Raw genomic sequence first — 26,138 nt, 5'->3', positions numbered from 1 at the left:
TGGTACGGGGGCTGAGTCTACGTCGCCGGAGGGGGGTGCGGGCGCGCTCGGGGTGGCCGCCCCGGTGGGCGACCTCTCGATACGAGACCTTACGGGCTCAGAACAGCTTGTGGAAGGCCGTTCCGAGGTCGGGGACCTCGATCAGGCGCATGCCTGCGGGGGCGTTGCCGGCGTCGGGGGGGACGAGCGCGACCCGGTATCCCTGGCGGGCGGCCTCGGCCAGCCGGCGACCGGTCCCGCCCACCCGCCGGATCTCGCCGGAGAGCCCGACCTCGCCGAGGGCCACCATGCCGGCGGGGAGCGGGGTGTCCTTGGCGGCGGACGCGATCGCCAGGGCCAGGGCCAGGTCGGCCGCCGGCTCGGCGATCCGCACGCCACCGACCGAGGCCGCGAACACGTCGGCATCGGCGAGCTTCACGCGCCCGCGCCGCTCCACCACGGCGTTGACCATGGCCACCCGCTGCCCGTCCAGCCCGCTGACGGCGCGGCGCGGGGACCCGCCTCCGCCGGTGCTCGCCACCAGCGCCTGGACCTCGGCCAGCAGTGGCCGGCTGCCCTCCAGCGTCACGGTGACGCAGCTGCCGGGAACCGGATCGGCCCGCCGCGACACGAAGAGCGCCGACGGGTCGGGAACGCCGACGACGCCGCTGTCGCCGATCTCGAAGCAGCCGATCTCGTCGGCGGGGCCGAACCGGTTCTTGGTGGCCCGCACCAGGCGCAGGGTGGAGTGCCGCTCGCCGTCGAAGGAGATGACCACGTCGACCAGGTGCTCCAACGTGCGGGGGCCGGCGATGGCGCCGTCCTTCGTCACGTGGCCGACCAGGATGGTCGTCATGCCGCGGCTCTTCGCCACGCCGGTGAGCGCCGAGGCCACGGCGCGCACCTGGGTGGAGCCGCCGTCGGTGCCCTCGACGGCGGGGGAGCGCACGGTCTGCACGCTGTCGAGGACCAGGAGCGAGGGGTTGACCGCCTCGACGTGAGCCAGCACGGCGGACAGCTCGGTCTCCGCGGCCAGGTACAGCTGGTCGTGCAGGGCGCCGATCCGCTCGGCCCGCAGCCGCACCTGCCCGGCGGACTCCTCGCCGGACACGACCAGCGCCGGGCCGTTGGCGGCGGCGACGCGCTGGGCGACCTCGAGCAGCAGGGTGGACTTGCCGACCCCCGGTTCGCCGGCGACGAGCAGGACGGCACCGGGCACCAGGCCGCCACCGAGCACACGGTCGAACTCCGCGATGCCCGTGGGCACCGCGCGGGCCCCGGCCAGCTCCACCTGGGCGATCGGCCGGGCCGGGGCGCTGACCTGGCCGGCGGAGACGGCGCGGAGGCCGCTCACCGCGGCGCCGGTCTCCTGCAGCGTGCCCCAGGCCTGGCACTCGGGGCAGCGGCCGACCCACTTGGCCGATGCGTAGCCGCACTCGGTGCAGCGGTGGGCGGGGCGAGCGGACTTCACTCCGGGGGCGGGCACGGGCTGGACGCTAACCGCGGGCACCGACACTTCCGCGCAGAACGCGCGACGGCGGCTCCCCGGGAGGAGCCGCCGTCGACGGGTGGTGCAGGGGAGGGGTCAGCCGTGCTGCTCGTCGACGTTCTCCGGGTTTCCGCCGCCGGCGACCTCGGTGTCCCGCTGGTTGGCCCCCTCGCCGTGCTCCTCCTGGTGGAAGTCGAAGGACTCGTCGCGCTCGAGAACCTCGTCGGGAGTGGCCACCGGGGCGCCCACGCTCACCTCGCCGGCGTTCTCGAAGGTGAGGACCAGCTCGACGCGCTGGCCGGTGGTCAGCGCCTGGTCCAGGTCGGTCAGCGTGATCACCGGGCCGCCCTCGGCGCCGACGAACACGGTGGAGCGGGCCGGGATCTCGAGCTCGTCGGCGGCCCCCGCGCCGCCGGAGGGGGTCGGCGCCTGCGGCGCCGCGCTGGTGGACGGCGAGGCCGCGGCGGTGTCGATGACCGCCTCGCCGAACCCCTCGCCGGTGATGCCGGTCAGCGTGTCGGCCTCGTTGGAGCCGTTCACGATGGCCAGCTCGAGGGTGGCGTCGTCGCCGGCCTCGTACGCGCCGCCCTCGGGGTAGGCGATGTTGACGGCGCGCAGGGTGATGTCGCCGACCTGGGCCATGGCGCCGGCCTTGTCGCGCTCCTGGGTGGCGGTCTGCGTCACCTGCCCCGCGCTGCACGCGGCGAGCGCGGGCGGGGAAAGGAGCAGAACGCCCATCGTGGCGGCGCGCAGAGCGCGGTTCACAGCCGTCGACCTCCAGCAGGACCGTGCCGGCCACCGCGGGATCGGTGACACGGAGACCCCCGGAGCCTATCGGTCGCCTTCCTGCCCCGCCCGCAGGGACGGGTCGGCGCCGCGCCGTCCGGCTGCGGGGCGGTCCCCGGCCGGGCCTCAGGCCAGGGCTGCCCCGCCGCTGACCAGCAGCACCACGTCGAGGACCGTCAGGAGCAGCACGGCCGGGAAGGCCAGCCTGCGGAAGCGCGGCACGCCACCCGACAGGCCGGCCACGACGGCGGCCGGTGCGGTCAGCGCGAGCGCCGCCCAGCCCGCGGCCGTCGGTGCGCCGCGCGGGCCGAGCACGAGCACCAGGGACGCCGCCGCGAGGAGCAGCGCCCCGGAGACGGCCGACGCCCGTGGCCCCAGCCGGTGGGGCAGCCCCCGGACACCGGTGGCCAGGTCGTCCTCGAGGTCCGGCGCGACGTTCGCGAGATGGGCGGCCGCGCCGAGGGCGGCGCCCGCGGTGACGAGCCACCACGGGGCGACCGCGGTCCCGGGCGCGGCGGCGACCACCCCGGCGGGCAGGGCGCCGAAGCCGACGACGTAGCCGGCGCCGGACCACACCGTGCGCTTGAGGCCGGCGTTGTAGGCCCAGCCGCTGGCGACGAGCAGGAGGAGGAGCAGGCCGGGCACGACGCCGAGGAGGAGGGAGAGGACGACGGCGGTGGCGGCTGCCAGCACGGCCGCGCCACGCAGCGACCGGGGCGTCAGGGCGCCCTGCACGACCGGTTTGTCCGCGCGCGCCACGGCCCGGTCGCGGTCGGCGTCGAGCCAGTCGTTGCTCCAGCCGATGGAGGCCTGACCTGCGAGAACGGCGGCGCAGAGCAGTCCGGCCCGACCGGCCGGGACGTCCGCGGCGACCGCCAGGAGGGTGGCGACGACGGTGACCGCGACCGCCGGGCCCGGGTGGGTCGCGAGGATCAGTGCCCGGATGGTGGCCATCGGCCGGAACACCTCCGCAGGCACATGAATCACGCCGTGTCAACCCCTCCAGGGCTCCGGACCAGGCCGCTGACCTGCATCTTTACTGACCTGGCCCGATCCGTTCGCAAGTTTGCCGTGCTAACCTGGGGGAAGCGAAAGGGGTCACATACACATGGGCTTCACTGTCGGCGAGACCGTCGTCTATCCGCACCACGGGGCCGCTCTCATCGAGGCGATCGAGAAGCGAACCATCAAGGGCGTAGAGAAGGCCTACCTCGTGCTGAAGGTCGCCCAGGGCGACCTCACCGTGCGCGTGCCGGCCGACAATGCAGAGATCGTCGGCGTCCGTGACGTCGTCGGTCAGGAGGGGCTCAACCGCGTGTTCGAGGTGCTCCGCGCCCCGCACACCGAGGAGCCGACGAACTGGTCGCGCCGCTACAAGGCCAATCTCGAGAAGCTGGCCTCCGGTGACGTGAACAAGGTCGCCGAGGTCGTGCGTGACCTCTGGCGTCGTGACAAGGACCGGGGCCTCTCCGCGGGCGAGAAGCGCATGCTGTCCAAGGCCCGCCAGATCCTGGTGAGCGAGCTCGCGCTCGCCGAGGGCACCAACGAGGACAAGGCCGAGATCCTGCTCGACGAGGTCCTCGCCAGCTGAGCGCTCCGCGCCACCCCAGACCGAACCGAACCGCTCCCGTGCGCGCTGCCGCCATCGTCGCAGCGGCCGGGAGCGGTTCGCGTCTGGGCGCCGACCGGCCGAAGGCACTGGTCCCGCTGGCGGGGCGCCCGCTGGTCACCTGGGCCGTCGAGGGCCTGCTGGCCGGCGGCGTGACCGAGGTCGTCGTCACCGTGCCGCCCGCCGAGCGCGCAGCCTTCGCGGCCGCCCTGCCCGCGGCGGTGCGGTTGGTCGACGGGGGCGGCACCCGCACGGCCTCCGTCCGGGCCGGTCTGGCCGCCCTGAGCGGCCCCGGCCGACCCGTGGCCGACGTCGTCCTCGTCCACGACGCCGCGCGCCCGCTGACCCCGCCCGACGTCGTCGCCCGGGTGCTCGGTGCCCTGGCCGCCGGTGCCCCGGCGGTCGTGCCGGTCCTCCCCGTCGTCGACACCACGGTGACGGTCGACGACGACGGCGTGGTCGTCGAGGCGGTGCCGCGCGCCCCGCTGCGCCGGGTGCAGACGCCGCAGGGTTTCGACCGCGCGATCCTGGTCGCCGCCTACGCCGCCCTGGACGACGCCGCCGAGCTGACCGACGACGCCGCCGTCGTCCGGGCCGCCGGCGTTCCGGTGCGCACGGTTCCCGGTGACGAGCGCGCCGCCAAGATCACCGTTCCGCACGACCTGGTCCTCGCGGAGATGAGCGTGCGGACGACGGCCGAGCGAGCATCGCAGGGAGCGGCGGCGACCGAGGAGCGGAACGAGCCCGGAGCCGAGCCGTCGTGCGAGGTGGCGCGATGACCGTTCCGGACCTGCCGCGCGTCGGCATCGGCACCGATGTCCACCCGATCGAGCCGGGCCGGCCCTGCTGGCTGGCCGGGCTCGAGTGGCCGGGTGCCGACGGCTGCGCCGGGCACTCGGACGGCGACGTCGTGGCCCACGCCCTCACCGACGCCGTCCTCTCCGCCGCCGGGCTCGGCGACATCGGCGGGCTGCTCGGCACCGACGACCCCCGCTGGGCCGGGGCGCGCGGCGCCGACGTCCTCGCCCACGTCCGCGAGGTGCTGGACGCGGCGGGCTGGCGGGTGGGCAACGCCTCGGTGCAGCTGGTGTCCACGACGCCGAAGCTGGGACCGCGTCGCGGCGAGGCCGAGGCGGTCCTGACCGCGGCCCTCGGCGCCCCCGTGAGCGTCACCGCGACCACCACCGACGGGCTCGGGCTCACCGGCCGCGGCGAGGGGCGGGCCGCCGTGGCCACGGCCCTGGTCGTCCGGACGGGGAGGACGACGGTGCAGGCGCGCCGGCCCTGACCGGGGCCTCCGTAGACTCTGCGCAGTGAGCCTCCGCCTCTTCGACACCGCAGCCCGTGCGGTCCGGGACTTCGCGCCCCTGCGTCCGGGAGAGGCATCGGTCTACGTCTGCGGGCTCACCGTCCAGGGCCCGCCCCACGTGGGCCACGTACGCGCCGCCCTCGCCTTCGACGTGCTGCGCCGCTGGCTGACCGCCCAGGGGCTCGACGTCACCTACGTCCGCAACGTCACCGACATCGACGACAAGATCCTGGCGAAGGCCGCGGCGGCCGGCGTCCCGTGGTGGGCGTGGGCGTACGACAACGAGCGTGCCTGCACCCGTGCCTACGACGTCCTCGGCGTCCTGCCGCCCACCTACGAGCCGCGGGCGACCGGGCACGTTCCCGAGATGGTCGAGCTGATGGCCCGCCTCATCCAGCGCGGCCACGCCTACGCCGTCGACGGCGACGTCTACTTCGACGTGCGGTCCTTTCCGGAGTACGGCGCCCTGACCGGGCAGAGGCTTTCCGAGCTGCAGCCCGCGGCCGACACCGAGACCGACGAGCGCAAGCGGGACCCGCGTGACTTCGCGCTGTGGAAGGCCGCCAAGCCCGGCGAGCCGGAGACCGCCTCGTGGCCCACCCCGTGGGGCCGCGGCCGGCCGGGCTGGCACCTGGAGTGCTCGGCGATGGCGAGGCGCTACCTCGGGGCCGAGTTCGACATCCACGGGGGCGGGCTCGACCTGCGCTTTCCGCACCACGAGAACGAGCAGGCGCAGTCCCGCGCCGCCGGTGACGGGTTCGCGCAGTACTGGCTGCACAACGGCTGGGTGACCCTCGGCGGCGAGAAGATGAGCAAGTCGCTGGGCAACACCGCCCTGGTCGACGAGGTCGTGCGACGGGTGCGCCCCGTCGAGCTCCGGTACTACCTGGTGGCGCCGCACTACCGCTCGACCATCGAGTTCACCGACTCCGCACTGGAGGAGGCCGGGTCGGCCTACCGCCGGATCGAGTCGTTCGTGAAGCGGGCGGTCGAGCGGGTGGGCGCCGACGCGGGCCCGCCGGTGCTGTGCGCCGACTTCAGCAACGCCCTCGACGACGACCTCGGCACCCCGGCGGCCGTGGCCGCAATCCACGAGATGGTCCGCGAGGGCAACACCGCCCTGGCCGACGGGGACGACCGGGCGGTCGCGGGCACGCTGGGGTCGGTCCGGGCCATGCTCGGCGTGCTCGGCCTCGACCCGCTGGACCCGCAGTGGGCCGCCGCCGGCGCCGATGACGAGAAGCTGACCCGGGCAGCCGACGGACTGGTCGCCCTCGCCCTGGAGCAGCGCCAGGCTGCCCGGGCACGCAAGGACTTCGCGGCGGCGGACGCCATCCGCGACCAGCTCGCCGCCCTCGGCGTCACCGTCGAGGACACCCCCTCCGGACCCCGATGGGAGCTGACCTCCTGATGGCCGGCAACAGCCAGCGCCGCGGCCGCAGCGACGGAGCGGGCAAGAAGCGCGCCACCGCCGGGACCGGCGGCAAGAACCGCCGCTCCCTCGCCGGCCGGGGTGCCACCCCGCCCGCCGAGGCGCGGCCCGGGCACCCGGCCCAGCGCCGGGCGGCCGCCGACGCGAAGGCGCGGGCCGACCGGGCCCGCGCCCGCCAGCGCGCCGAGGAGTCACCGGAGCTGCTGCTCGGCCGCAACCCGGTGGTCGAGGCGCTGCGCGCGCAGATCCCCGCGACGGCGCTCTACGTCGTCACCGGTGACACGACGCGCGGCGGCACCGACGAGCGGATCGCCGAGGCCCTCGCGCTGGCGGCCGACCGTGGCCTGCCGCTGCTCGAGGTCGGCAAGGGCGAGTTCGACCGGATGTCGCAGGGTGCGCTGCACCAGGGCATCGGCCTGCAGGTCCCGCCGTACGATTACGCGCACCCCGAGGACCTGCTCGACACCGCCCGCGACTCCGGCCGGGCACCACTGATCGTGGCGATGGACGGCGTCACCGACCCCCGCAACCTCGGCGCTGTGGTCCGCTCCGCGGCCGCCTTCGACGCGCACGGGGTCGTCGTTCCGCAGCGCCGCGCCGTCGGCATGACCGCCTCGGCCTGGCGCACGAGCGCCGGCGCGGCGGCCCGCCTGCGGGTGGCCCGCGCGGTCAACCTGCCGCGGGCGCTCGCCGCCTACCAGGACGCCGGGCTGCAGACGGTGGGCCTGGCCGGCGACGGCGACGTCGACCTGCACGAGTACGACGGCTTCGCCGACCCGGTGGCGCTCGTCGTCGGCGCCGAGGGCGCCGGCCTGTCGCGGCTGGTGCGGGAGAAGTGCGACGTCGTCGTGCGCATCCCGATCGACCGGGACACCGAGTCGCTCAACGTCAGCGTCGCCGCAGGCATCGCGCTCTACGCCGCGGCGGCCGCCCGCCGCTGAACTCAGCCGAGCAGCTGCGCCACGGTGTAGATGACCAGGCCGGCGAGACCGCCGACCACGGTGCCGTTGACCCGGATCCACTGCAGGTCGCGGCCCACCTGGAGCTCGATGCGGCGGCTGGTCTCGTCGGTGTCCCAGCGCGCGACGGTGCTGCTGACCAGGTCCGCGAGGTCGCCGGAGAAGCGCTCCACGACGTAGCCGGCCGCGCGGGCGCTGTGCCGCTGCACCAGCTCCCGCACCGCGGGGTCGGTCTGCAGGAGGCGGGCGCCGTCGCGGATCAGCGCCGTCACCCGCGCCCGCAGTGGGGAGTCCGGGTCGGCGGCTGCGGCGAGCAGCCCCTCCTTGGTGGTGGTCCAGAGGGAACCCGACCAGGTGCGAACGGCGGGGTGCTCCAGCAGCTCCTTCTTGAACTCCTCGACCCGGGCGGCGGTGTCCGGATCGGTGCGCAGCGCGTGCACGTAGGCCTGCAGCCGGGCGTCGTAGGAGCGCCGCAGCTCGTGCCGGGGGTCGGCGCCGACCTCCTCCAGAAAGGCCTGCACACCGGCGAAGGCGCGGTCGAAGACCCGGTCGTCGACCCAGTCGGGCACCCAGGCGGGCGACGCGTCGCCCAGCTGCGCGCGGAAGACCAGCCGGTTGTCGTCGAGGAAGCGGGCCATCAGCCGCAGCCCCGCGGACAGCACCTCCTGGTGCCGGCCGCCGTCGACCACCAGCTCGACGACCCGGGCCAGCGGCGGGGCGGCGGGGGTCTCGTGCAGCTTCCGGTCGACGAGCGCCGCGACGGCGGGCTGCACGTCCTCGTCCTTGAGCAGGTCGATGAGGCCGGAGAGCACGGTGGCGGCGTCCCCGCCCAGGCGCTCGGCCCGGCCGGGCGCGGCCAGGAAGGCACCCAGCCGACCCGGGACGTCGATGCTCCCCAGCTTCTCCTCGACGACCGCGCGGGTGAGGAAGTTCTCCTGCACGAAGGCGCCCAGGCTCTCGCCGATCTGGTCCTTCTTGCGCGGGATGATCGCGGTGTGCGGGATCGGCAGCCGCAGCGGGTACCGGAACAGCGCGGTGACGGCGAACCAGTCCGCGAGCGCGCCGACCATGGAGGCCTCGGCCGTGGCCCGCACGTAGCCGACCCAGGCGCCGGCGTCCTCGCCGAGCAGCACGCACCCGAGGAAGACCGCGGCGGCGAGCAGGAACAGCCCGGTCGCGAACCGCTTCATCCGCGCCAGGTCACGGGCCCGTGCCGGGTCGTCGAGCGCCCCGGTCAGGGGCGCGGTCGGTCGGGGTGCGGCCACCCGGCCCAGCCTAGGGACCGGGCCGGGAGCCGCCTCCGGGTGTCAGTTGGTCTTCCCCAGGGTGACCTCGACGGTCCGGGCGTCCGACCCACGGCGGACGGTCAGCTCGACGGTCTTGCCGGGCGCCTGGCTGCGGATCGCGGCAGTCAGCTCCGTGGACGTGGTCACCGGGCGGTCGCCGACAGCGGTGACGACGTCGCCGGCCCGCAGCGCGGCCTCATCGGCGGCGCTGCCCGGCTCGACGGTGGCCACCTCCGCGCCCGTGCCGACCTCGCGGTTCTGGTCGTCGGTGGCGGTGCGCGCGGTCACCCCGAGGAAGGCGCGGCTCGCGGTGCCGGTCGAGACGATCTCCTGGGCGACGCGCTGGGCGGTGTTGCCCGGGATCGCGAAGCCGACGCCGATGTTGCCGCTCTGCGACTGCCCACCCGGGAGGCCGGAGGCGACGGTCGCGATGGCGGTGTTGATGCCGATCACCTCGCCGGCGCCGTCGACCAGCGCGCCGCCGGAGTTGCCGGGGTTGATCGCGGCGTCGGTCTGGATGGCGTCCAGCACGGTGGCGTCGTCCTGCGTCGATCCGGTGGCGACGGCGCGCCCGGTGGCGCTGATGATCCCGTCGGTCACCGTGTTCGACAAACCCAGCGGGGCGCCGATGGCGACGGCGACGTCGCCGATCTGCACCTCGTCGGAGTCGGCGAACGTGGCCGGCACGAGGTCCTCGGCGCCGTCGAGGCGGAGCACGGCGAGGTCGAAGGCGGGGTCGGTGCCCACGATCTGGGCGTCGTAGAGCGTGCCGTCGGCGGTGCGCACCTGCACCGTGCCGGAGCCCCCGCCCTCGCCCGCGACGACGTGGTTGTTGGTGAGCACGTAGCCGTCGGCGGTGAGGATGACACCGGAGCCGCTGCCCGCGCTGGCGCCCGTGCTCACGTAGACGGTGACGACGCTCGGCGCGGCCTTGGCCGCGGCGGCCGTGGCGGTGGTCGCCCGCTCCGGGTTCTCGATGGTCACGCTCTGCGCGGACGCCGAGGACGCCGTGGAGCCGGCCGGCTCGTCGAGCAGCGCGGTCACGCCGGCGCCGGCGCCGCCGCCGATGAGCGCGCCGGCGACCAGGCCCGCGAGGCCGATCCGCAGCCGTCCACCGCGTCGGGTCGTCGGCTTCTCGGGGGCGGGGGCGGGAGTGGGCAGACCGCCGTAGGCAGGGTAGGTCACGGGCGTCATGGGCTGCGGCGTCGTCGGCTGCTGCGGGGGCTGCCAGGTGAACTGGTGGCCCGCGCCGGGGTACTGGTGCTGGTGCTCGCTCACTGGTGTCCTCTCCTCGCACAGCCGTCCGCGGCTGCTGCGTCGCTGTCCACTGTGCGACCGTCCTCTGGCGCAACACTGGGGGGAGGCTGTGAGCTTCCTGGGTGCTACCGCGGCACGGGCAGGAGCCGCCCGCGCGCCACGAGCTCGGTGACCGCCCAGACGGCCAGCACCTCCGCCGCCAGCAGCCCGATGAGCACGAGCAGCTGCGCAGCGCCGGCCTCCAGCGGGCTGCCGCCGCCGAGCAGCACGCCGACGAAGGCGCCCGGCAGGGTGACCAGCCCGACGGTGCGCGTCTGGTCCAGCGGGGGCACGAGCGCGGTGCCGGCGACCGGCCGCGCGACCAGGAGGACGGCGTCGCGCGGCGGGAGCCCGAGGGCGAGCGCGGCCTCCACCTCGCCGTGCCGCTGGGCCAGCTCCTCCCGCAGCCGCCGGCCGGCCAGGGAGGTGGCGGTCATGGCGCCGCCGACGAGGATGCCGGCGATCGGGATGACGGCCTCCCCGCGCAGCGGCACGGTGCCGCTGACCAGGACCAGGGCGACGACGGGCGCCGCGCCGCCGAGGACGGGCAGTGCGGTGGCGGCCAACCGGGGGAGGGCCCCGGCGGAGCGCAGCGGCAGGTCGGTGGTGCGACCGGCGGCGGTGACGGTCGCGACGGTGACCATGAGCAGCACGAACGCGGCGGAGAGCCACAGGAAGTCGACGACGACCAGCAGGACGGCCGAGACGACGGCGAGCTGCACCGTGGCCCGCACCGCGGCGACCAGCACCGCGCGGTCCTCGCCGAGGCCGGACAGCCGGCCGCTGACGGCGGCCAGTGCCGTCAGGGCGAGGAGGACGACGCCGAGCCGGAGGTCGAGGTCGACCACGGAGGAACCCACGACCGCCGATCCTGCCGGGTGGCGCCGGCGTGCCCCGTGGTGGGTGATCGATCCGTGGCTCCGTGTGCATCGCCGCCGGCGACGGGGTAGTGGCGGGGACGACGGGCGGTGCCCGTCATCCGCCCCGTTCCATCGCGCCGTGGAGACTCCCGTGCCCGTCCGTGGTCCCTTCCTCCGGTTCCTGATCGGTCTCGGCCTGGCCTGCGCCGCCGTGGTGGCCGTCGTCGGCGGCATCGCCCTGCGCGGTCCCGGGCTCGTCGCCGTCTGCGTGTCCGGCGCCCTGGCCGGGTGCGTGGCCGCGGGGGTGGCCCGCGAGAACCCGACGCCCGCGCGCCGCTCCGCCCTCGAGGCAGTCGGCATGGTCGCAGCGGTGACGATCGGGGCGCTCCTGGTCGTCAGCGGGACGGCCGTGCTGGCCGGCGGCGCGGCGGCCCTGCTGCTCGTCGGCGTCGGGGTGGCCGCATGGGCCGCGCTGCGCTGGGCGCGCGACCGCCGGGCGGCCGCCGCCCGGCCGGCCTCCGTGTCCGGCATCCACGCCGTCGCCGGCGGGTGGGTCCCGGCGCCGTCCCCGGCCGTCGCCGGGCTGGCGACCGCGGCGCTGGGCGAGGAGTGGCTGCGCACCGGCACCGAGCTGCAGGGCCCCCTCGCCCCGGCGGCGCGGCAGCGGATCGTGAGCCGGCGGGCCCAGGTGCTCGACGAGCTCGAGCGCCGGGACCCGGCCGGCTTCGCCCGCTGGCTCGCCGCCGGCCCCATGCACGGCGGCGACCCGGCCGGCTACGTCCGCAGCGAGCCGCCGCGCGCCGACCCCAGCACCGAGACCGAGGCGGCCTGAGGCGACCCCTGCGTCGGCGCGCGGCCCGGTGGGCCGGTCGGGTGGCGGTGGCGGGCACCCGGCGCCGTTCCGATGATCCGCTCCGGGTCGACTCCGATCCCCGGCCTCCCGGGCGACGCGCGGCAGCAGACGTCCTGACCGACGTCCCGGAGCCGTGGCCCGGGATGTCCCTATCCTGATGCGGGGCCTGGAGCTCATGTCCCGCCGGCGTGGCGCAATTGGTAGCGCACCCGACTTGTAATCGGGCGGTTAGGGGTTCGAGTCCCCTCGTCGGCTCAGTCGAAGCTGCCCGCGCCGTCCCGCCGGTAGGGGGCGAGCCGCTCGACCCGGTCCCGCTCGGCCCGCTCGGTGCGCACCCGCGCGGCGGTGCCCGGCTCGTAGCCGGCCTTGGCCACCCGGTGCTCGATGGTCTCCACCATGTACGCCAGCGAGAACAGCAGGCCCAGCAGCAGCCCGCCGCCCGCGGCGCTGAGCCGGTACACGAGCGGGACGGGTACCAGCAGCAGGCAGACGACGACGAGGGGCAGCAGCTGCACGGCCGCCCGCGCCAGGTGGCGCCACACCCAGGTGCTGCGCGTCGTGTCGGCCAGCACCCACGGCGCCAGTTCCCGGGGAAGCCCTCCACCGAGGGCGTACCAGACCCATTGCGCGGGGGTCGGCCGCTGTCTGCGCACGCTCCGACGGTAGGCCGCCGCGGAGCCGGGCGGCGCCCCGTCGCGCCCGCCGGGCCCCGGCGTACCGTGCGGCCGTGGACGAGCGTCGCCTGGGGGTGGTCTCCGGGCTCGGCGCCTACGCGCTCTGGGGCATGTTCCCGCTGTACTTCCCCCTCCTCGAGCCCGCCGGCGGGCTCGAGATCGTCGCGCACCGGGTGCTCTGGTCGCTGCTGTTCGTCGGGCTGCTGCTGACCGTCGTCCGCCGGTGGGGGCACGTGCGCGCGGCGGTGGGCAGCCCACGCACGCTCCTGGTGCTGGCCGGGGCCGCGGTGCTCATCGCCCTGAACTGGCTGATCTACGTCTACGGCGTGAACTCCGGCCAGGTCGTGGAGACCTCGCTCGGCTATTTCATCAACCCGCTGGTCAGCGTGCTGCTGGGGGTGGTGGTCTTCGCCGAGCGGCTGCGCCCGCTCCAGTGGGTGGCCGTCGGCATCGCCGCCGTCGCGGTCGTCGTGCTGACCGTCGACTACGGGCGACCGCCGTGGATCGCGCTGGGCGTGGCCCTCACCTTCGGCTTCTACGGCCTCATGAAGAAGCTCGTGAAGGTCGAGGCGGCGCCCGGGTTGTTCCTGGAGACGGCCCTGGTCGCCGTCCCTGCCGGCGTCGTCCTGGCGGTCCTGCACACCGGGGGGAGCGGGACCTTCGCCAACGCCGGCGTCGGGCACGCCTTGCTCCTGGCCAGCGCGGGGGTGGCGACGGCGGTGCCGCTGCTGCTCTTCGCGGCGGCCGCTCGGCGGATCCCGCTGTCGACGGTGGGGCTGCTGCAGTACCTGACCCCGCTGATGCAGCTGGCGATCGGCGTCTTCGTCTACGGCGAGCCGATGCCGCCCGCGCGGCTGGCCGGTTTCGTCATCGTCTGGGTCGCCCTCGCCGTCTTCACCGTCGACACCCTGCGACACGCCCGGGCCGGGGCCCGGAGGGCCGGCCGGGACGTGGTGGTCGCCACTCCCTGAGATCACCGGGAGCCCGGCGCGGCGCTCGGCCGGAAACGTCGGTGGCCGGGGCTACCGTCCTCCTCGAGCCGCCCGGGGTCCCCGGGAGGCGGAGCGTGGCAGGAGATGGACGAACCATGAGCAGCGACCCAGCCCCCGTGGTCTCCCCGCCCCGGGCCGAGGGGTCAGGGGAGGGAACCGCGCAGGTCGGCGGCGCAGCGCTGTCCCGGCGGGAGCACGACATGCTCGGTTTCGAGCGGCAGTGGTGGCGGCGGGCCGGTGCCAAGGAGACGGCGATCCGCGACCTGTTCGGCACGACGCCGACCCGGTACTACCAGGCGCTCAACGCACTGGTGGACCGTCCGGAAGCGATGGCCGTCGATCCGTTGCTGGTCCGGCGTCTCCGCCGGCTGCGCACGGCGCGGCAGCGGACGCGTTCCTCGCAGATCCTGGGCAAGGCCAATCGCATCGATTAGATTCGGTGACCGTGGGCAGGCACGCCGCGTCAGGCAGTGACGAACTAGGTCGAGGGAACCCTTCTGCGACCGTGGGGCGGCGCAGGACGGATGCCCCCGACGGTCTGTGGCCCGACGCGGACGTGCGCCTGAGCGACCACCCCACGGCTCCGGGGCGCGAGCGCTCCGAGCGCCGTCGGGACGCCCTGCTGAGCACGCCCGCCGGCGAGGCCGCGCGTCAGGTCTCGCGCTCCCGGCTGCCGCTGCCCCCGGTCCCCGCCGGTGCCCGCCCGGCCGCATCCGCCGCCCCGGCCGCGCCCCGTCAGGCCGTGCCCAGTCCTGCCGTGCCCCGTCCTGCCGTGGCGTCCGCGCCGCTCACCAGCGTCGCCCCGTTCCGCGCGGTGCCCACGCCCGAGCCGCGGGAGGAGTCCGCGGCACCGGTCCGCGGCGCCGACCTCCTCTCGCCGGCCGGCGCGGGCGACGCGCTCTTCGGCGCACCCACCCCGGCCGCCCCCCGCCCCGCCTCGTCGGTCCTGGTCGACGACGAGCCCCTCGCCACCACCGGCCCGAGCCGCGGCTCCGGCGGGCACGCCCCCGCACCCCGCGTGCCGCGCGTCCCGCGCCAGACGACGCCGTCGGGTGCGCCGTCGTCCTCCTACGGGGACTGGACCAAGCCCTCCCGCACCGAGGACACCGGCCGCTCCCGGCTCGGCGCGGACACCGGCGCGGACGTGCTGCGCGGGCCGGTGGCGCCGCCCACCACCGCCATCCCGGAGCGGAGGACGACCCGCGGTGGCCAGGCGGCGGAGCCCGAAGCCGAGTTCGAGGCCACGTACGACGACCTCGACGACCGCGCGGCCGCAGACCTCGTCCACGGCGCTGTGACCGGCCCGGTCAAGGGCGGACGGGCCGCCTACCGCGCCGAGCGCCAGGCCGCCGACGCCGCGCGCCGCAAGGCCGCCAAGCGCAACGGCACCCCCGAGGTGATCTTCGACGACGAGCCGGAGCGCAAGCCGCGCCGCGTCCTCACGGGCCTGGTGGCCATGGCCGTCGTCGCCGGCACCGTCCTCGGCGTCTACACGGTCACCTCCCCCGAAAATCAGGAGGCGGCGGCCCAGTCGGCGTCGGCCCCGCCCAGCGTGCCGACCGTCGCCCCGCCGAGCGCGGCCCTGCCGCCGCTCACCGTCGACCCGGTTCCCGTCGAGCCGCCGGTCACCACCCCCGTCCGGGTCCCGGTCACCGTCCTCAACGCCACCAACGTGACCGGGCTGGCAGGCAAGATCTCCGGGGTCGTCGTCGCCGGTGGCTGGGAGTCGCCCGGCGTGGGCGCCTACCCCGGCGCGGACGTCGCCACCACCACCGTCTTCTTCACCGAGGGCGACGAGCAGCAGCGCCAGGCCGCCCTGCAGCTGATCGACCAGTTCCCCGACCTCGCCGGCCCCGCGCCCCGCTTCTTCGAGGTCGCCGACGTCCCGGCGCCCGGGCTGGTCGTCGTCGCCACGGGCAACTGGCAGCCCTGACCCCGGTCGCCCCGGGCTACCGGAACACGGGCGGGCACCCGGCCGTTGGGCGCTTCGTGCGCTCCCTCCGCGGGCTCGTGCGTCCCCGCCCGCGCTCCGCAGCGCGCGCCTCGGCCGCCGCCCTGCTCGCCCTCGCCCTGCCGACCGGTCTGGTCGTGCTCGCGCCCCCGGCGGCGGCCGCGGAGGTCAGCACCGAGGTGGCCCGGGTGCCGTCGGGCTCCGGGGAGGACGCCGTCGAGCTCGACACCACCCTCTACCTCCCGGACACCGACGACCCGGCTCCCGCGATCGTGCTCGCGCACGGCTTCGGCGGCAGCAAGCGGTCGGTCGCCGACGACGCCACCGACCTGGCCGGGCGCGGCTACGTCGTCCTCACGTACTCGGCTCGCGGGTTCGGGGAGAGCACCGGCCGGATCGGGCTCAACGACCCGCGCTACGAGATCGCCGACCTCTCCACGCTGCTCGACCTCCTGGCCGAGCGCGAGGAGGTCGAGCTCGACGCCGACGGCGACCCGCGGGTGGGGGTGGCCGGCGGGTCCTACGGCGGTGCGCTCGCCCTGCTCGGCGCCGCCTACGACCAGCGGGTCGACGCCATCGCGCCGCAGATCACCTGGAACTCCCTGACCACCGCGCTCTTCCCGTCGCAGACCGGCGAGACGCCGGCCGACACGGTGGCCGCGGTCCCCCAGACGGAGGCGGCCGGTGTCTACAAGCGGCTGTGGTCCGGGCTGTTCTTCGGCATCGGCTCCTCCTCGGGCGGCCTGCTGGACGCGCTCGGTGGCGCCGGCGGGGCGGCCGGCGGTGCCTCCCTCGGCGCCCTCCCGCCCGCGCTGCTCGAGCAGGCCGCCGAGAACCCGGAGGCCGCCGGGCTGCTGCTCACCTGCGGCCGGTTCCGGGTCGAGGTGTGCGAGGCGTACCAGACGGCCGCGGCCTCGGGCACGCTCACGCCGGAGGTGGCCGCAGTGCTCGACCGCAGCAGCCCCGACGGCGTGCTCGACCGCATCGACGTGCCGACGCTGCTGGTGCAGGGCACCCAGGACTCGCTCTTCGGCCTCGGCCAGGCCGACGCGAACGCGCGCGGCATCGCCGCGGACAGGACCCCCGTCAAGGTGGTCTGGTTCGCCGGCGGCCACGACGCGTCCTCGTCGGACCGGCAGAGGCAGGAGCTGCGTGACCAGATCGCCGGCTGGTTCGACTGGCACCTGCGGGGACAGGGCGAGGACCCCGGCACGGGCTTCGAGTTCCCGGCGCCCACCGGGCTGGGCGCCACGACCGGCCGGGTCCAGGGCGGCGGCCAGACCGTCGCCGCGGAGGCCTACCCCGGGCTGGACGGCGCGGAGCCGGCCACCCGCCGGTCGGTGACCGTCTCCGGGCCCGTGCAGCCGGTCGTCACCCCGGCCGGTGGCACGCCGGCCGCCCTCACCACCGTGCCGGGGCTCGGTGCGCTGACCTCCGCCCTGGGCGGGTCGACCGCGGAGATCCCCGGCCAGTACGCCGCCTTCGACAGCGCTCCGCTGGAGGAGGCCGTCGAGGTCGTCGGCGCCTCGACCGTCGACCTCGTGGTCGCCTCGCCCAGCGGCTCGGCGACGCTGTTCGCCAAGCTCTACGACGTCGGTCCCGACGGCGCCACCACGCTGCCCGGTGGCCTGGTCGCGCCCCTCGCGCTCACCGGCCTCTCCACCGATCCGACTGCCCCGACGCGGGTGGGCGTCACGCTGCCGGGGATCGTGCACCGCTTCGAGGCCGGCCACCGGATGCGGGTGCTGGTGTCCTCCACCGACCAGGCCTTCGCGCTGCCCGACGAGGCGGCCGTCTACTCCGTCGGCCTGGCCTCGGCCGGCGCCGCGAACGGCGTGGCCGCGGGCGAGACGCAGCTCGCGGCGCCCGAGGTCAGCGGCCGGAGCGAGTCGACCGGCGGCACCTCGCGCTGGTGGGTGCTGCTCGCCGTCGTCACCGGTCTGGGTCTGCTCGGCTGGCTGGCCGCCCGCTGGTGGGGGAGCCGGCGGCGCCGGCAGACCTCGCAGGTGGAGCCGGACGGCGAGGACGTCCCGCTGCGGTTCACCGGCGTGACCAAGGCCTACAAGGACGGCTTCGTCGCCGTGCGCGACCTGTCGTTCGAGGTGCGGCGCGGCCAGGTGCTCGGCCTGCTCGGGCCCAACGGTGCCGGCAAGACCACGTCGCTGCGCATGCTGATGGGACTCATCCGGCCGACCGAGGGGCGGATCAGCGTCTTCGGGCACGCCGCCGGTGCCGGCGCCCCGGTGCTGTCCCGGCTCGGCTCCTTCGTGGAGGGCACCGGCCTGCAGCCGCACCTGTCGGGCCGGGACAACCTCAGCCTCTACTGGGCCGCCACCGGCCGGCCGGCCGAGGACGCGCACATGGACGAGGCCCTCGCGGTCGCCGGCCTCGGCGCGGCCATCGACCGGCCGGTGCGCCGGTACAGCCAAGGCATGCGCCAGCGGGTCGCGATCGCCCAGGCGATGCTCGGGCTGCCCGATCTGCTCGTGCTCGACGAACCGACCAACGGGCTCGACCCGCCGCAGATCCACGCGATGCGCGACGTGCTGCGCTCCTACGCCGCCACCGGGCGCACCGTGATCGTCTCCAGCCACCTGCTCAGCGAGATCGAGCAGACCTGCAGCCACGTGGTGGTCATGGCCAAGGGGCAGAAGATCGCGCAGGGCACGGTGGAGGAGATCGTCGGCGCCGGAGGCTCGGTGCTCGTCGGCCTGGCCGACGACGCCGACACCGACCGGGCGATCGCCGTCCTCTCGTCGCTGCCCGGGGTCACCGCCGCGCGCGGCGACGACGGCCTGGTCGCCGAGCTGGACGGCGCCCGCCGCGCCGACGTGCTGCAGGCGCTGGTGTCGGTCGGCATCGCCGTCGAGCAGTTCACGCCGCGACGGCGGCTCGAGGACGCCTTCCTGGCCCTGGTGGGGGAGAGCTGATGACCACGACCGACCACGTGCAGCCGACCGGCGCGGTCGCCGGTTACCGGCCGGAGCGCACGCTGCGGCTGTCGGTGGAGCTGCGGCGGCAGTTCAAGCGCCGCCGCACCCTCGGTGTCTTCGCCCTCATGATCGCGCTGCCGCTGGTGCTCATCGCGGCACTGCAGCTGGGCGCGAGCGAGGAGGCGGCGGAGAACAGCCGGATCAACCTGGTCGACGTCGCGACGGCGAGCGGGCTGAACTTCACCCTGTTCGTGCTGTTCGCGACGACCAGCTTCTTCCTCGTCGTGGTCTACGCGCTGTTCTTCGGCGATACCGTCGCCGTCGAGGCGCAGTGGGGCTCGCTGCGGTACGCACTGGCCACGCCGATCCCCCGGATGCGGCTGCTCCGGCAGAAGTGGCTGGCCGCGCTGGTGCAGTCGGTCGCGGCGCTGGTCACGCTCGCCGCGGTCGCGGTGGTCGCCGGCGGGATCGCGTTCGGCTTCGACGACATCAGGACGCCGGTCGGTGTGGGGATCGACCAGGGCGAGGGCATGCTGCGGCTGGCCGGGATGCTCGGCTACCTCGCCGTCCACCTGCTCGTCGTCGGCGCGCTGGCGTTCTGGTTCTCCACGATCACCGACGCACCGCTGGCGGCGGTCGGTGGCGCGGTGTTCACCATGTTCGTCTTCGCCATCCTCGACCAGGTGGAGCAGCTCGGGTCGATCCGCGACTGGTTCCCGACGGCGGAGGAGTTCGCCTGGACCGACCTGCTGCAGACGCCGGTCGACGACGGCGACCTGTTCCGCGGCGTGATCCAGTCGCTGGTCTACATCGCCGTCTTCACGGCGCTCGGGTTCCGCCACTTCGCCCGCAGAGACGTGACCAGCTGACAGCAGTTCGTGCACGAACGGTCGTCCCAGACTGCCCGAGGCGACCGTTCGTGCACAGAACGCCGGCTCACAGGCTCTGGCGCACCGCCTGGGCCCAGCCCTCGCCCATGGCGGCGGCGGTCACCGAGGCGTTGGGGACCGCGGCCAGCGCCGCGGCCATCCCGTCGACCGCCCCGCCGTTCGCGGTGATCCACAGCCGGCCCACGGCGGGGGCCATGTCCAGGTCGCTGAGGCTGTCGCCGATCGCCACGGCGTCGTCGGGGAACAGGCCCCGGCGCTCCAGGTCCCAGGCGATCGCCGCCCCCTTGGAGATGCCGCGCGGCATCAGGTGGTAGACCCGCGGCGGCGCCGGGTCGTCGTGGAGGCCGAACCGGGACGACGCGGGGATGGCCCCGTTGTCCTTGAGCGTCAGCCACCCCGCCCCGCGTTCGGCCAGCCAGGCGTCGACGGCGAGCGGATCCACCCGGCCGCGCAGCAGCGCGTCGGTGTGGTGGGTCGCGTGCCAGGGGGCGTGCCACTCCAGCCGGCCGGGGTGCGCGGCGACGAGGTCCTCGACCACGCCGAGCTCGGCCATCACGTCCATCGGCGTGCGGTCGCCGTAGCCGGCCGGCAGCTCGCCGCGCAGCCGGTGGGTGTGCCGCCCGGAGCCCCAACCGATGGTGGCGCCGAGCTCCGCGATGGCGCCGTCGGCGGCGAAGATGCGCGCGGCCTCCACCACCTGCTCGTAGGTCCGGCCGCTGACCAGCACCAACGCCACCCCGGCGCGGTGCAGGTCGAGCAGGGCGCCGGCCGGGCCGTCGGTCAGCTCCCGGCCGGCGGTGTGCCAGAAGGAGCCGCGTGGGCCGACCATGGTGCCGTCGAGATCGGTGTAGACGATGCGCGCTGTCACGCCCTCATCCTGTCCGCCGCGAGGTGCCGTACCGCCCGCGGGTATGCTTCGGATCGTTCACTCATCCAGAGGGGCAGAGGGACACGGCCCGATGAAGCCCCGGCAACCGCCGTCCGCGCAGCGATCTCATGGAGCAGCGCGGCGGGAGGTGCCAATTCCGTCCCGCGCGGCTCGACGGCCCGCTGCGGGGAAGATGAGGAGGTAGTCGTCGCATGACTCTCACCGCTCCCGGTTCCGTTCAGGCCGACTCGTCGGCAGGCGGCCCCACCCCGCCGTGTCCGGCCCGCGGGCTGGTCTGCCGCAACTGCGGCGCCACCTTCGGGCTGATCGCCGAGCACGCCTGCGCCGAGTGCTTCGGCCCGCTGGAGGTCGACTACGACCCCGAGCTGATGCGCGCGGTCACCCGTGAGCAGATCGAGGCCGGCCCGCAGAACATCTGGCGGTACGTCGCCCTGCTGCCCGTGGGCCAGGATCCCGCCGAGCGCGTGTCCCTCGACCCGGGCATGACCCCGCTGGTGCGTGCCGACCGGCTGGCCGCCGAGCTGGGCCTGACCGGCGGACTCTGGGTGAAGGACGACTCGGCCAACCCCACCCACTCGTTCAAGGACCGGGTGGTCAGCCTCGCGGCGACCGCCGCCAAGGGCCTGGGCTACAAGAAGATCGCCGCCGCCTCCACCGGCAACCTGGCGAACTCCGTGGCCGCGCACGCCGCCCGGGTGGGGCTGCCGTCCTTCGTCTTCATCCCGGCCGACCTCGAGCCGGGCAAGGTCGTGCAGTCGGCGGTCTACGGCCAGACGCTGGTCGCCGTCGACGGCTCCTACGACGACGTCAACCGGCTGACCAGCGAGCTCGCCGAGACCGACGAGTTCGAGGACACAGCTTTCGTCAACCAGAACGTCCGGCCCTACTACGCCGAGGGCTCCAAGACGATGGGCTACGAGATCGCCGAGCAGCTCGGCTGGCGGATCCCGGCGCAGGTCGTCATCCCGATGGCGTCCGGCTCGCTGCTCACCAAGGTCGACAAGGCCTTCCGGGAGCTCACCGCCGCCGGCATCGTCGAGGCCACGGAGTGGACGATCTTCGGCGCCCAGTCGGCCGGCTGCGACCCGATCGCCACCGCCTTCGACAACGGCTGGGACGTCGTAAAGCCGGTGAAGCCCACCGGCATCGCCAAGTCGCTCAACATCGGCAACCCGGCCGACGGCCCGTACGCGCTGGACGCCATCCGGCGCACCGGCGGTGCCGTGGCCCGCGTCGGCGACGACGAGATCGTCCAGGGGATCCGCGACCTCGCCCGCACCACCGGGGTCTTCGCCGAGACCGCCGGCGGCGTGACCGTCGCGGTGCTGCGGAAGCTCGTCGAGGGCGGGCTCCTGGACCCGGCCAAGGAGACCGTCGTCCTCAACACCGGCGAGGGCCTGAAGACCCTCGACCCGCTGGAGCCGGTCGTCGGTCCGACGCACCGCGTCGAGCCGTCCCTGAAGTCGGTGCGGGCCGCAGGCCTCATCGACTGAGAGAGGACGCCGCCCTCCGCATCCGTCGGAGGGTCCGGGCGGCGCCCGGGACGGGGCCGGTATCGATCGGGCGAAGATGACCGCGACCAGGCCTTTCCTGATGTACCTTCTCGCGCGGATCCAGTTCCATGTTCGTGTTCGAGCGGGCGGAAGAGGTGGACCCGGTTCCCCGATCCGGAGGAGCCGTCCGCACGCACGAACGTGGGAGCACACGTGGCACAGGGCACCGTGAAGTGGTTCAACGCCGAGAAGGGCTTCGGCTTCATCGCCGTCGACGGCGGCCAGGACGTCTTCGTCCACTACTCGGCCATCCAGATGGACGGGTACAAGAGCCTCGACGAGGGTCAGCGCGTCGAGTTCGAGGTCGTCCAGGGGTCGAAGGGGCCGCAGGCCGACGCCGTCCGCTCTGCGTGACCTGTCGTCCTCCGGACGACGCACCGCACCACCCGTGAGGCCCGGTTCCCCGCTCGGGGAGCCGGGCCTCCGTGCACGTCAGGCCACCCGCAGGGAGGCCGGCCGACCCCCCGTTCTTGCACTCGCCAAGGTGGAGTGCCAGACTCGTTTCTGGCACTCGGGGCTCCTGAGTGCCAATCAGGTCGGAACGGTGAGGCACCGGTCCGTGGGCCGACGGAGCGTCCACGTCGCTGGTGTCGTCCGTCGCGGGCGCCGAACCCGGCCGTGCAGCGATCGATGCATGGAGGACACCACCACATGGCCAAGATGATCGCCTTCGAGGAAGAGGCGCGCCGCGGCCTCGAGCGGGGCATGAACACCCTCGCCGACGCCGTCAAGGTGACCCTCGGCCCCAAGGGCCGGAACGTCGTGCTGGAGAAGAAGTGGGGCGCCCCCACGATCACCAACGACGGTGTGAGCATCGCCAAGGAGATCGAGCTCGAGGACCCGTGGGAGAAGATCGGGGCCGAGCTCGTCAAGGAGGTCGCGAAGAAGACCGACGACGTCGCGGGTGACGGCACCACCACCGCCACCGTGCTCGCCCAGGCGCTCGTGCGCGAGGGTCTGCGCAACGTCGCCGCCGGCGCCAACCCGATGGCCCTCAAGAAGGGCATCGAGAAGGCCGTCGCCTCGGTCACCGAGTACCTCCTCTCCACGGCCAAGGACGTCGAGACCAAGGAGCAGATCGCCGCCACCGCGTCGATCTCCGCCGCCGACCCCGCCATCGGTGAGCTCATCGCCGAGGCGATGGACAAGGTGGGCAAGGAAGGCGTCATCACCGTCGAGGAGAGCAACACCTTCGGGCTCGAGCTCGAGCTCACCGAGGGCATGCGCTTCGACAAGGGCTACATCTCGCCCTACTTCGTCACCGACGCCGAGCGCATGGAGGCCGTCCTCGACGACCCGTACGTGCTCGTCGTCAACGGCAAGATCAGCTCGGTCAAGGACCTGCTCCCGCTGCTGGAGAAGGTCATGCAGTCGGGCAAGCCGCTGGCCATCATCGCCGAGGACGTCGAGGGCGAGGCCCTGGCGACCCTGGTCGTGAACAAGATCCGTGGCACCTTCAAGTCCGTTGCCGTCAAGGCCCCGGGCTTCGGTGACCGCCGCAAGGCCATGCTGGGCGACATCGCCATCCTCACCGGTGGCCAGGTCATCAGCGAGGAGGTCGGCCTCAAGCTCGACACCGCCGGTATCGAGCTCCTCGGCCGCGCCCGCAAGGTCGTCGTCACCAAGGACGAGACGACGATCGTCGAGGGTGCCGGGGACACCGACCAGATCCAGGGGCGGGTCAACCAGATCCGCAGCGAGATCGAGCGGTCGGACTCCGACTACGACCGCGAGAAGCTGCAGGAGCGCCTGGCCAAGCTGGCCGGTGGCGTCGCCGTCATCAAGGCCGGCGCCGCGACCGAGGTGGAGCTCAAGGAGCGCAAGCACCGCATCGAGGACGCGGTGCGCAACGCCAAGGCCGCCGTCGAGGAGGGCATCGTCGCCGGTGGTGGCGTCGCTCTCGCGCAGGCCACGGCCGTCGCGTTCGACAAGCTCGAGCTCGAGGGTGACGAGGCGACCGGTGCCAACATCGTGCGCGTCGCGCTCGAGGCCCCGCTGAAGCAGATCGCCATCAACGCCGGCCTCGAGGGCGGCGTCGTGGCGGAGAAGGTGCGCAACTCGGAGACCGGCTGGGGCCTCAACGCCGCCACCGGCGAGTACGTGGACCTGGTCGCGGCCGGGATCATCGACCCCGCCAAGGTGACCCGCTCGGCGCTGCAGAACGCCGCCTCCATCGCGGCGCTCTTCCTCACCACCGAGGCCGTCATCGCCGACAAGCCGGAGAAGAACGCTCCGGCCATGCCGAACAGCGATGGCATGGGCGGCATGGACTTCTGAGTCCGGCCCCCTCGTAGTACCAGCACTGCCCGGCAGGGGCGGTCCGCTCTCCAGCGGGCCGCCCCTGTCGGCGTTCCGGGGCCACGACGTGGTGGTCCCGGGTGCCGAGACAGAGGTCACCAGAGCGTGCGGGGGCGTCGGCCGGGCCCCGACCCCACCCCGTCGTCCGGAGCAGGCCGAGGGCCCGCCACCGGCTGGTGACGGGCCCTCGGGGTGCTCAGTTGTGGTGCGTCCCGGGCGGGCTCACCCCTGGCGGGGGTGACAGCCCATCCAGGACCGGGTCACCGGATCTCGACGGTGAAGGGACCGGCGACCGCTCCGTTGCTGGACTTGATCCAGATGGTGGTCGGAGCCGTCGCGGGCGCCGGGTCGATCGTGATGTCCCACGGGCCGGTGTTCTCCGGAGCCTCCAGCGCACCCACCGTGCCAGTCGGGTACCCGGCGATCGGGTCGCGGGCCGGTCTCGTGGACGGAACAGTGGCCCGCGGGCACCGCTGCGGGCAGCCGAGCGCAGGGGGGCGACCTGTCCCCAATACGGGGGGCAGGCGGCTGCCGTCGCGTCAGCCCGCGCACCGCGGGGTAGCGGTCGGGCGTGACGGTGATCATCGGGACGTCGGGGTGGCAGTACCGCGACTGGCGCGGCGCCTTCTACCCGCAGAAGCTGGCGCAGCGGCTTTGGCTCGAGCACTACGTCGAGCACTTCGCCACCGTCGAGAGCAACAACGCCTTCTACCGGCTGCCCGAGCGGGAGACGTTCGTCAAGTGGCGCGAGCGCACGCCACCGGACTTCCGGTGGGCGGTCAAGGCCAGCCGGTTCCTCACCCACATCAAGCGGCTGCGCGAGCCGGAGGAACCGGTCGCCCGGCTGATGGGCCGCGCGGCGGGTCTGGAGGCCAAGCTGGACACGATCCTGCTGCAGCTGCCGCCCACACTGAAGGCCGACCCGGAGCTGCTGCGCACCTGCCTGGCCCAGTTCCCCAGCGGGACGCGGGTGGCCGTGGAGCCGCGGCACGAGTCGTGGTGGACCGACGAGATCCGGGCGCTCCTGGAGCGCTACGGCGCGGCGCTGTGCTGGGCCGATCGGATGGAGCAGCCGGTCGCCCCGCTCTGGCGCACCGCCGACTGGGGATACCTGAGGTTCCACACCGGGCTGGAGAACTGGCGCTACCGGCCGGAGACCCTCCAGCGGTGGGCCGACCGGCTGGCCGCCAGGTACGGGGAGGACGACGTCCTCGTCTACTTCAACAACGACCCGGGCTGCGCCGCGGTCATCGACGCGTGCTTGTTCGCCGACGCGGTGCGCCGGGCCGGAGGCACGCCGACGCGGGTGCCCACGGCCGACCAGGCGACCGGTCTGGCCTGGGCGCCGGTGGAAGTCCCCCCGGTCTGACGGTTCCGGTCAGCCCTTGTCCTTGCCCTTGCCGTTGCCCTCGCCGTTGCCCCGCCCTGCGCCCGCCGCGGCCCCGTCGGCTTCCTCGGCGCTCTCCTCGACCTGCTCGTCGGCGTCGCGGGCGGCCTTCTCGGTGCCCTTCGGCGCCTTCTCGGCCGCACGCGCGGTCTTCTCCGCGGCGTGGGCCGCCTGGCGCTCCTGGGCCGCGGCGAGCGCCTTCTGCGCGTGCTCGTCGGCGTGGGCGATGGCGTTGTCGAGCCCGCGGCGGTCGCTGTCCTCGCCGCCGTCCTCGGTGATCTCCTCGGGCTGGACCTCGGTGGCGTCCTGGGTCCCGGACCCAGACTCGACCTCGGTGAGCTCCTCGGTCTCGGTCTCGGTCTCGGTCTCGACCTCGGCGGTGTCGTCGGTCGAGCGGGCGGAAACGGCGAGGTCGTCGGACCGGGGGAAGTCGAACGGCGTCACGGTCTGCACGGCGGAGGCGACGGTGTCCTGCACCGGGGCGGGCAGGGCGCCGGCCGCACCGGCGCCGGTCACCCCCGCGGCCGCGATGCCCAGGCCGGTGGCCACCTGCGCCGCGGTGCCGGCACCGGCGATCTTGGCGACGACGGCGGCGAGCCCTTCGAGCAGTGCCATGGGTGCAATCCCTTCCGAACGGGAACCGCGGATGCGGCGCTTCGAACGGGTATCGGCACCAGGTGGGGGCGGCTGTAGCGGTGCGGCCCGATTCACCC

25 protein-coding genes, 1 tRNA gene and 1 riboswitch are annotated in these 26,138 nt (G+C 74.6%); of the genes, 16 read left to right on the top strand and 10 right to left on the bottom strand.

The window, feature by feature from the left end; translation table 11 throughout:
* Positions 1-97: 97 nt before the first annotated feature.
* The 3 genes from radA to ACI791_RS04905 form a co-directional block, all read right to left on the bottom strand.
* Positions 98-1,465 carry a DNA repair protein RadA gene (gene radA, locus ACI791_RS04915; RefSeq protein ID WP_456585019.1) on the bottom strand — a complete coding sequence of 456 codons (1,368 nt, stop codon included), beginning with the start codon at positions 1,463-1,465 and terminating at the stop codon, positions 98-100.
* A gap of 99 nt (positions 1,466-1,564) precedes the next feature.
* Entirely contained in the window at positions 1,565-2,233 is a 669-nt protein-coding gene (locus ACI791_RS04910; RefSeq protein WP_456585018.1) for a copper chaperone PCu(A)C, read from the bottom strand.
* Positions 2,234-2,380: 147 nt separating this feature from the next.
* Positions 2,381-3,208, bottom strand: a complete 828-nt coding sequence (locus ACI791_RS04905; RefSeq protein ID WP_456585017.1) for a UbiA family prenyltransferase — start codon at positions 3,206-3,208, stop codon at positions 2,381-2,383.
* 154 nt (positions 3,209-3,362) lie between these two features.
* Here ACI791_RS04905 and ACI791_RS04900 point away from each other — a divergent pair, with 154 nt between their 5' ends.
* The 5 genes from ACI791_RS04900 to rlmB are packed head-to-tail and all read left to right on the top strand — an operon-like array spanning position 3,363 to position 7,545.
* A complete protein-coding gene (locus ACI791_RS04900; protein ID WP_456585016.1) occupies positions 3,363-3,845 on the top strand; it encodes a CarD family transcriptional regulator in 483 nt (160 codons plus the stop codon).
* 38 nt (positions 3,846-3,883) lie between these two features.
* On the top strand, positions 3,884-4,642 hold the full coding sequence (gene ispD / locus ACI791_RS04895) for a 2-C-methyl-D-erythritol 4-phosphate cytidylyltransferase (RefSeq protein ID WP_456585015.1): 759 nt from the start codon (positions 3,884-3,886) through the stop codon (positions 4,640-4,642).
* Entirely contained in the window at positions 4,639-5,151 is a 513-nt protein-coding gene (ispF, locus tag ACI791_RS04890) for a 2-C-methyl-D-erythritol 2,4-cyclodiphosphate synthase (RefSeq protein WP_456585014.1), read from the top strand. Before ispD ends, ispF begins: the two co-directional genes overlap by 4 nt.
* A 25-nt stretch (positions 5,152-5,176) precedes the next feature.
* Positions 5,177-6,583: a cysteine--tRNA ligase gene (cysS, locus tag ACI791_RS04885; RefSeq protein ID WP_456585013.1), complete on the top strand. Its 1,407-nt coding sequence runs from the start codon at positions 5,177-5,179 to the stop codon at positions 6,581-6,583.
* Positions 6,565-7,545 (top strand): 23S rRNA (guanosine(2251)-2'-O)-methyltransferase RlmB, encoded by a 981-nt coding sequence (rlmB, locus tag ACI791_RS04880; protein WP_456585012.1) that lies wholly within the window; start codon positions 6,565-6,567, stop codon positions 7,543-7,545. Before cysS ends, rlmB begins: the two co-directional genes overlap by 19 nt.
* Positions 7,546-7,547: 2 nt before the next feature.
* Here rlmB and ACI791_RS04875 read toward each other — a convergent pair whose 3' ends face one another.
* The 3 genes from ACI791_RS04875 to ACI791_RS04865 all read right to left on the bottom strand — a co-directional run bounded on the left by ACI791_RS04875 (position 7,548) and on the right by ACI791_RS04865 (position 11,005).
* A complete protein-coding gene (locus ACI791_RS04875) occupies positions 7,548-8,828 on the bottom strand; it encodes a DUF445 domain-containing protein (RefSeq protein ID WP_456585011.1) in 1,281 nt (426 codons plus the stop codon).
* Between the two features lie 42 nt (positions 8,829-8,870).
* Positions 8,871-10,127 carry a S1C family serine protease gene (locus ACI791_RS04870; RefSeq protein WP_456585010.1) on the bottom strand — a complete coding sequence of 419 codons (1,257 nt, stop codon included), beginning with the start codon at positions 10,125-10,127 and terminating at the stop codon, positions 8,871-8,873.
* A 104-nt stretch (positions 10,128-10,231) separates the two neighbouring features.
* Positions 10,232-11,005, bottom strand: a complete 774-nt coding sequence (locus tag ACI791_RS04865) for an ABC transporter permease (RefSeq protein ID WP_456585009.1) — start codon at positions 11,003-11,005, stop codon at positions 10,232-10,234.
* A gap of 139 nt (positions 11,006-11,144) precedes the next feature.
* Between ACI791_RS04865 and ACI791_RS04860 the strand changes: the two genes are divergently transcribed.
* Together ACI791_RS04860 and ACI791_RS04855 are read left to right on the top strand one after the other, a co-directional pair.
* Positions 11,145-11,837 carry a hypothetical protein gene (locus tag ACI791_RS04860; RefSeq protein WP_456585008.1) on the top strand — a complete coding sequence of 231 codons (693 nt, stop codon included), beginning with the start codon at positions 11,145-11,147 and terminating at the stop codon, positions 11,835-11,837.
* 203 nt (positions 11,838-12,040) lie between these two features.
* Positions 12,041-12,113, top strand: a tRNA-Thr gene (locus ACI791_RS04855).
* Here ACI791_RS04855 and ACI791_RS04850 read toward each other — a convergent pair.
* Positions 12,113-12,511, bottom strand: a complete 399-nt coding sequence (locus ACI791_RS04850) for a DUF5313 family protein (protein WP_456585007.1) — start codon at positions 12,509-12,511, stop codon at positions 12,113-12,115. The genes ACI791_RS04855 and ACI791_RS04850 overlap by 1 nt on opposite strands.
* A 74-nt stretch (positions 12,512-12,585) precedes the next feature.
* On the opposite strand from ACI791_RS04850, the gene rarD reads away from it, so the two are divergent.
* The 5 genes from rarD (at position 12,586) to ACI791_RS04825 (ending at position 19,277) form a co-directional block, all read left to right on the top strand.
* Positions 12,586-13,503: an EamA family transporter RarD gene (rarD, locus tag ACI791_RS04845; protein WP_456585006.1), complete on the top strand. Its 918-nt coding sequence runs from the start codon at positions 12,586-12,588 to the stop codon at positions 13,501-13,503.
* A 116-nt stretch (positions 13,504-13,619) separates the two neighbouring features.
* Positions 13,620-13,958, top strand: coding sequence for a DUF3263 domain-containing protein (locus ACI791_RS04840; protein WP_456585005.1), 339 nt, complete (start codon positions 13,620-13,622; stop codon positions 13,956-13,958).
* Between the two features lie 338 nt (positions 13,959-14,296).
* Positions 14,297-15,457, top strand: coding sequence for a LytR C-terminal domain-containing protein (locus ACI791_RS04835; protein ID WP_456585004.1), 1,161 nt, complete (start codon positions 14,297-14,299; stop codon positions 15,455-15,457).
* 77 nt (positions 15,458-15,534) lie between these two features.
* Positions 15,535-18,405, top strand: a complete 2,871-nt coding sequence (locus ACI791_RS04830; RefSeq protein WP_456585003.1) for an alpha/beta fold hydrolase — start codon at positions 15,535-15,537, stop codon at positions 18,403-18,405.
* The gene (locus ACI791_RS04825) at positions 18,405-19,277 is read left to right on the top strand and encodes an ABC transporter permease (RefSeq protein WP_456585002.1); all 873 of its coding nucleotides are present in this window, start codon (positions 18,405-18,407) and stop codon (positions 19,275-19,277) included. The genes ACI791_RS04830 and ACI791_RS04825 overlap by 1 nt, the downstream gene beginning before the upstream one ends.
* Positions 19,278-19,344: 67 nt before the next feature.
* Here ACI791_RS04825 and ACI791_RS04820 read toward each other — a convergent pair whose 3' ends face one another.
* Positions 19,345-20,166 carry an HAD family hydrolase gene (locus ACI791_RS04820; RefSeq protein WP_456585001.1) on the bottom strand — a complete coding sequence of 274 codons (822 nt, stop codon included), beginning with the start codon at positions 20,164-20,166 and terminating at the stop codon, positions 19,345-19,347.
* A 58-nt stretch (positions 20,167-20,224) separates the two neighbouring features.
* Positions 20,225-20,366, top strand: a riboswitch (SAM riboswitch).
* Positions 20,367-20,378: 12 nt separating this feature from the next.
* Between ACI791_RS04820 and thrC the strand changes: the two genes are divergently transcribed.
* The 3 genes from thrC (at position 20,379) to groL (ending at position 24,017) form a co-directional block, all read left to right on the top strand.
* On the top strand, positions 20,379-21,680 hold the full coding sequence (thrC, locus tag ACI791_RS04815) for a threonine synthase (protein ID WP_456585000.1): 1,302 nt from the start codon (positions 20,379-20,381) through the stop codon (positions 21,678-21,680).
* Positions 21,681-21,893: 213 nt separating this feature from the next.
* The gene (locus tag ACI791_RS04810; RefSeq protein WP_089306482.1) at positions 21,894-22,094 is read left to right on the top strand and encodes a cold-shock protein; all 201 of its coding nucleotides are present in this window, start codon (positions 21,894-21,896) and stop codon (positions 22,092-22,094) included.
* 297 nt (positions 22,095-22,391) lie between these two features.
* Complete coding sequence (gene groL / locus ACI791_RS04805; RefSeq protein WP_347059277.1) at positions 22,392-24,017, top strand: chaperonin GroEL; 1,626 nt, start codon at positions 22,392-22,394, stop codon at positions 24,015-24,017.
* Positions 24,018-24,298: 281 nt separating this feature from the next.
* Here groL and ACI791_RS04800 read toward each other — a convergent pair whose 3' ends face one another.
* Positions 24,299-24,439 (bottom strand): hypothetical protein, encoded by a 141-nt coding sequence (locus tag ACI791_RS04800; RefSeq protein WP_456584999.1) that lies wholly within the window; start codon positions 24,437-24,439, stop codon positions 24,299-24,301.
* 170 nt (positions 24,440-24,609) lie between these two features.
* On the opposite strand from ACI791_RS04800, the gene ACI791_RS04795 reads away from it, so the two are divergent.
* Entirely contained in the window at positions 24,610-25,407 is a 798-nt protein-coding gene (locus ACI791_RS04795) for a DUF72 domain-containing protein (protein WP_456584998.1), read from the top strand.
* A gap of 9 nt (positions 25,408-25,416) precedes the next feature.
* Here the strand turns inward: ACI791_RS04795 and ACI791_RS04790 are convergent, their stop codons facing one another.
* Positions 25,417-26,040, bottom strand: coding sequence for a hypothetical protein (locus tag ACI791_RS04790; protein ID WP_456584997.1), 624 nt, complete (start codon positions 26,038-26,040; stop codon positions 25,417-25,419).
* Positions 26,041-26,138: the final 98 nt, after the last annotated feature.

The organism is Blastococcus sp. SYSU DS0973, assembly GCF_054051055.1.
This window is presented reverse-complemented; position numbering and strand designations above follow the sequence as displayed.

Bases quoted from the DNA above. Each gene is read 5' to 3' on its own strand.
- ACI791_RS04905 (WP_456585017.1), bottom strand. From the start codon at position 3,208: ATGGCCACCATCCGGGCACTGATCCTCGCGACCCACCCGGGCCCGGCG.
- ACI791_RS04900 (WP_456585016.1), top strand. From the start codon at position 3,363: ATGGGCTTCACTGTCGGCGAGACCGTCGTCTATCCGCACCACGGGGCC.
- ispF (WP_456585014.1), top strand. From the start codon at position 4,639: ATGACCGTTCCGGACCTGCCGCGCGTCGGCATCGGCACCGATGTCCAC.
- rlmB (WP_456585012.1), top strand. From the start codon at position 6,565: ATGGGAGCTGACCTCCTGATGGCCGGCAACAGCCAGCGCCGCGGCCGC.
- ACI791_RS04840 (WP_456585005.1), top strand. From the start codon at position 13,620: ATGAGCAGCGACCCAGCCCCCGTGGTCTCCCCGCCCCGGGCCGAGGGG.
- ACI791_RS04825 (WP_456585002.1), top strand. From the start codon at position 18,405: ATGACCACGACCGACCACGTGCAGCCGACCGGCGCGGTCGCCGGTTAC.
- thrC (WP_456585000.1), top strand. From the start codon at position 20,379: ATGACTCTCACCGCTCCCGGTTCCGTTCAGGCCGACTCGTCGGCAGGC.
- groL (WP_347059277.1), top strand. From the start codon at position 22,392: ATGGCCAAGATGATCGCCTTCGAGGAAGAGGCGCGCCGCGGCCTCGAG.
- ACI791_RS04790 (WP_456584997.1), bottom strand. From the start codon at position 26,040: ATGGCACTGCTCGAAGGGCTCGCCGCCGTCGTCGCCAAGATCGCCGGT.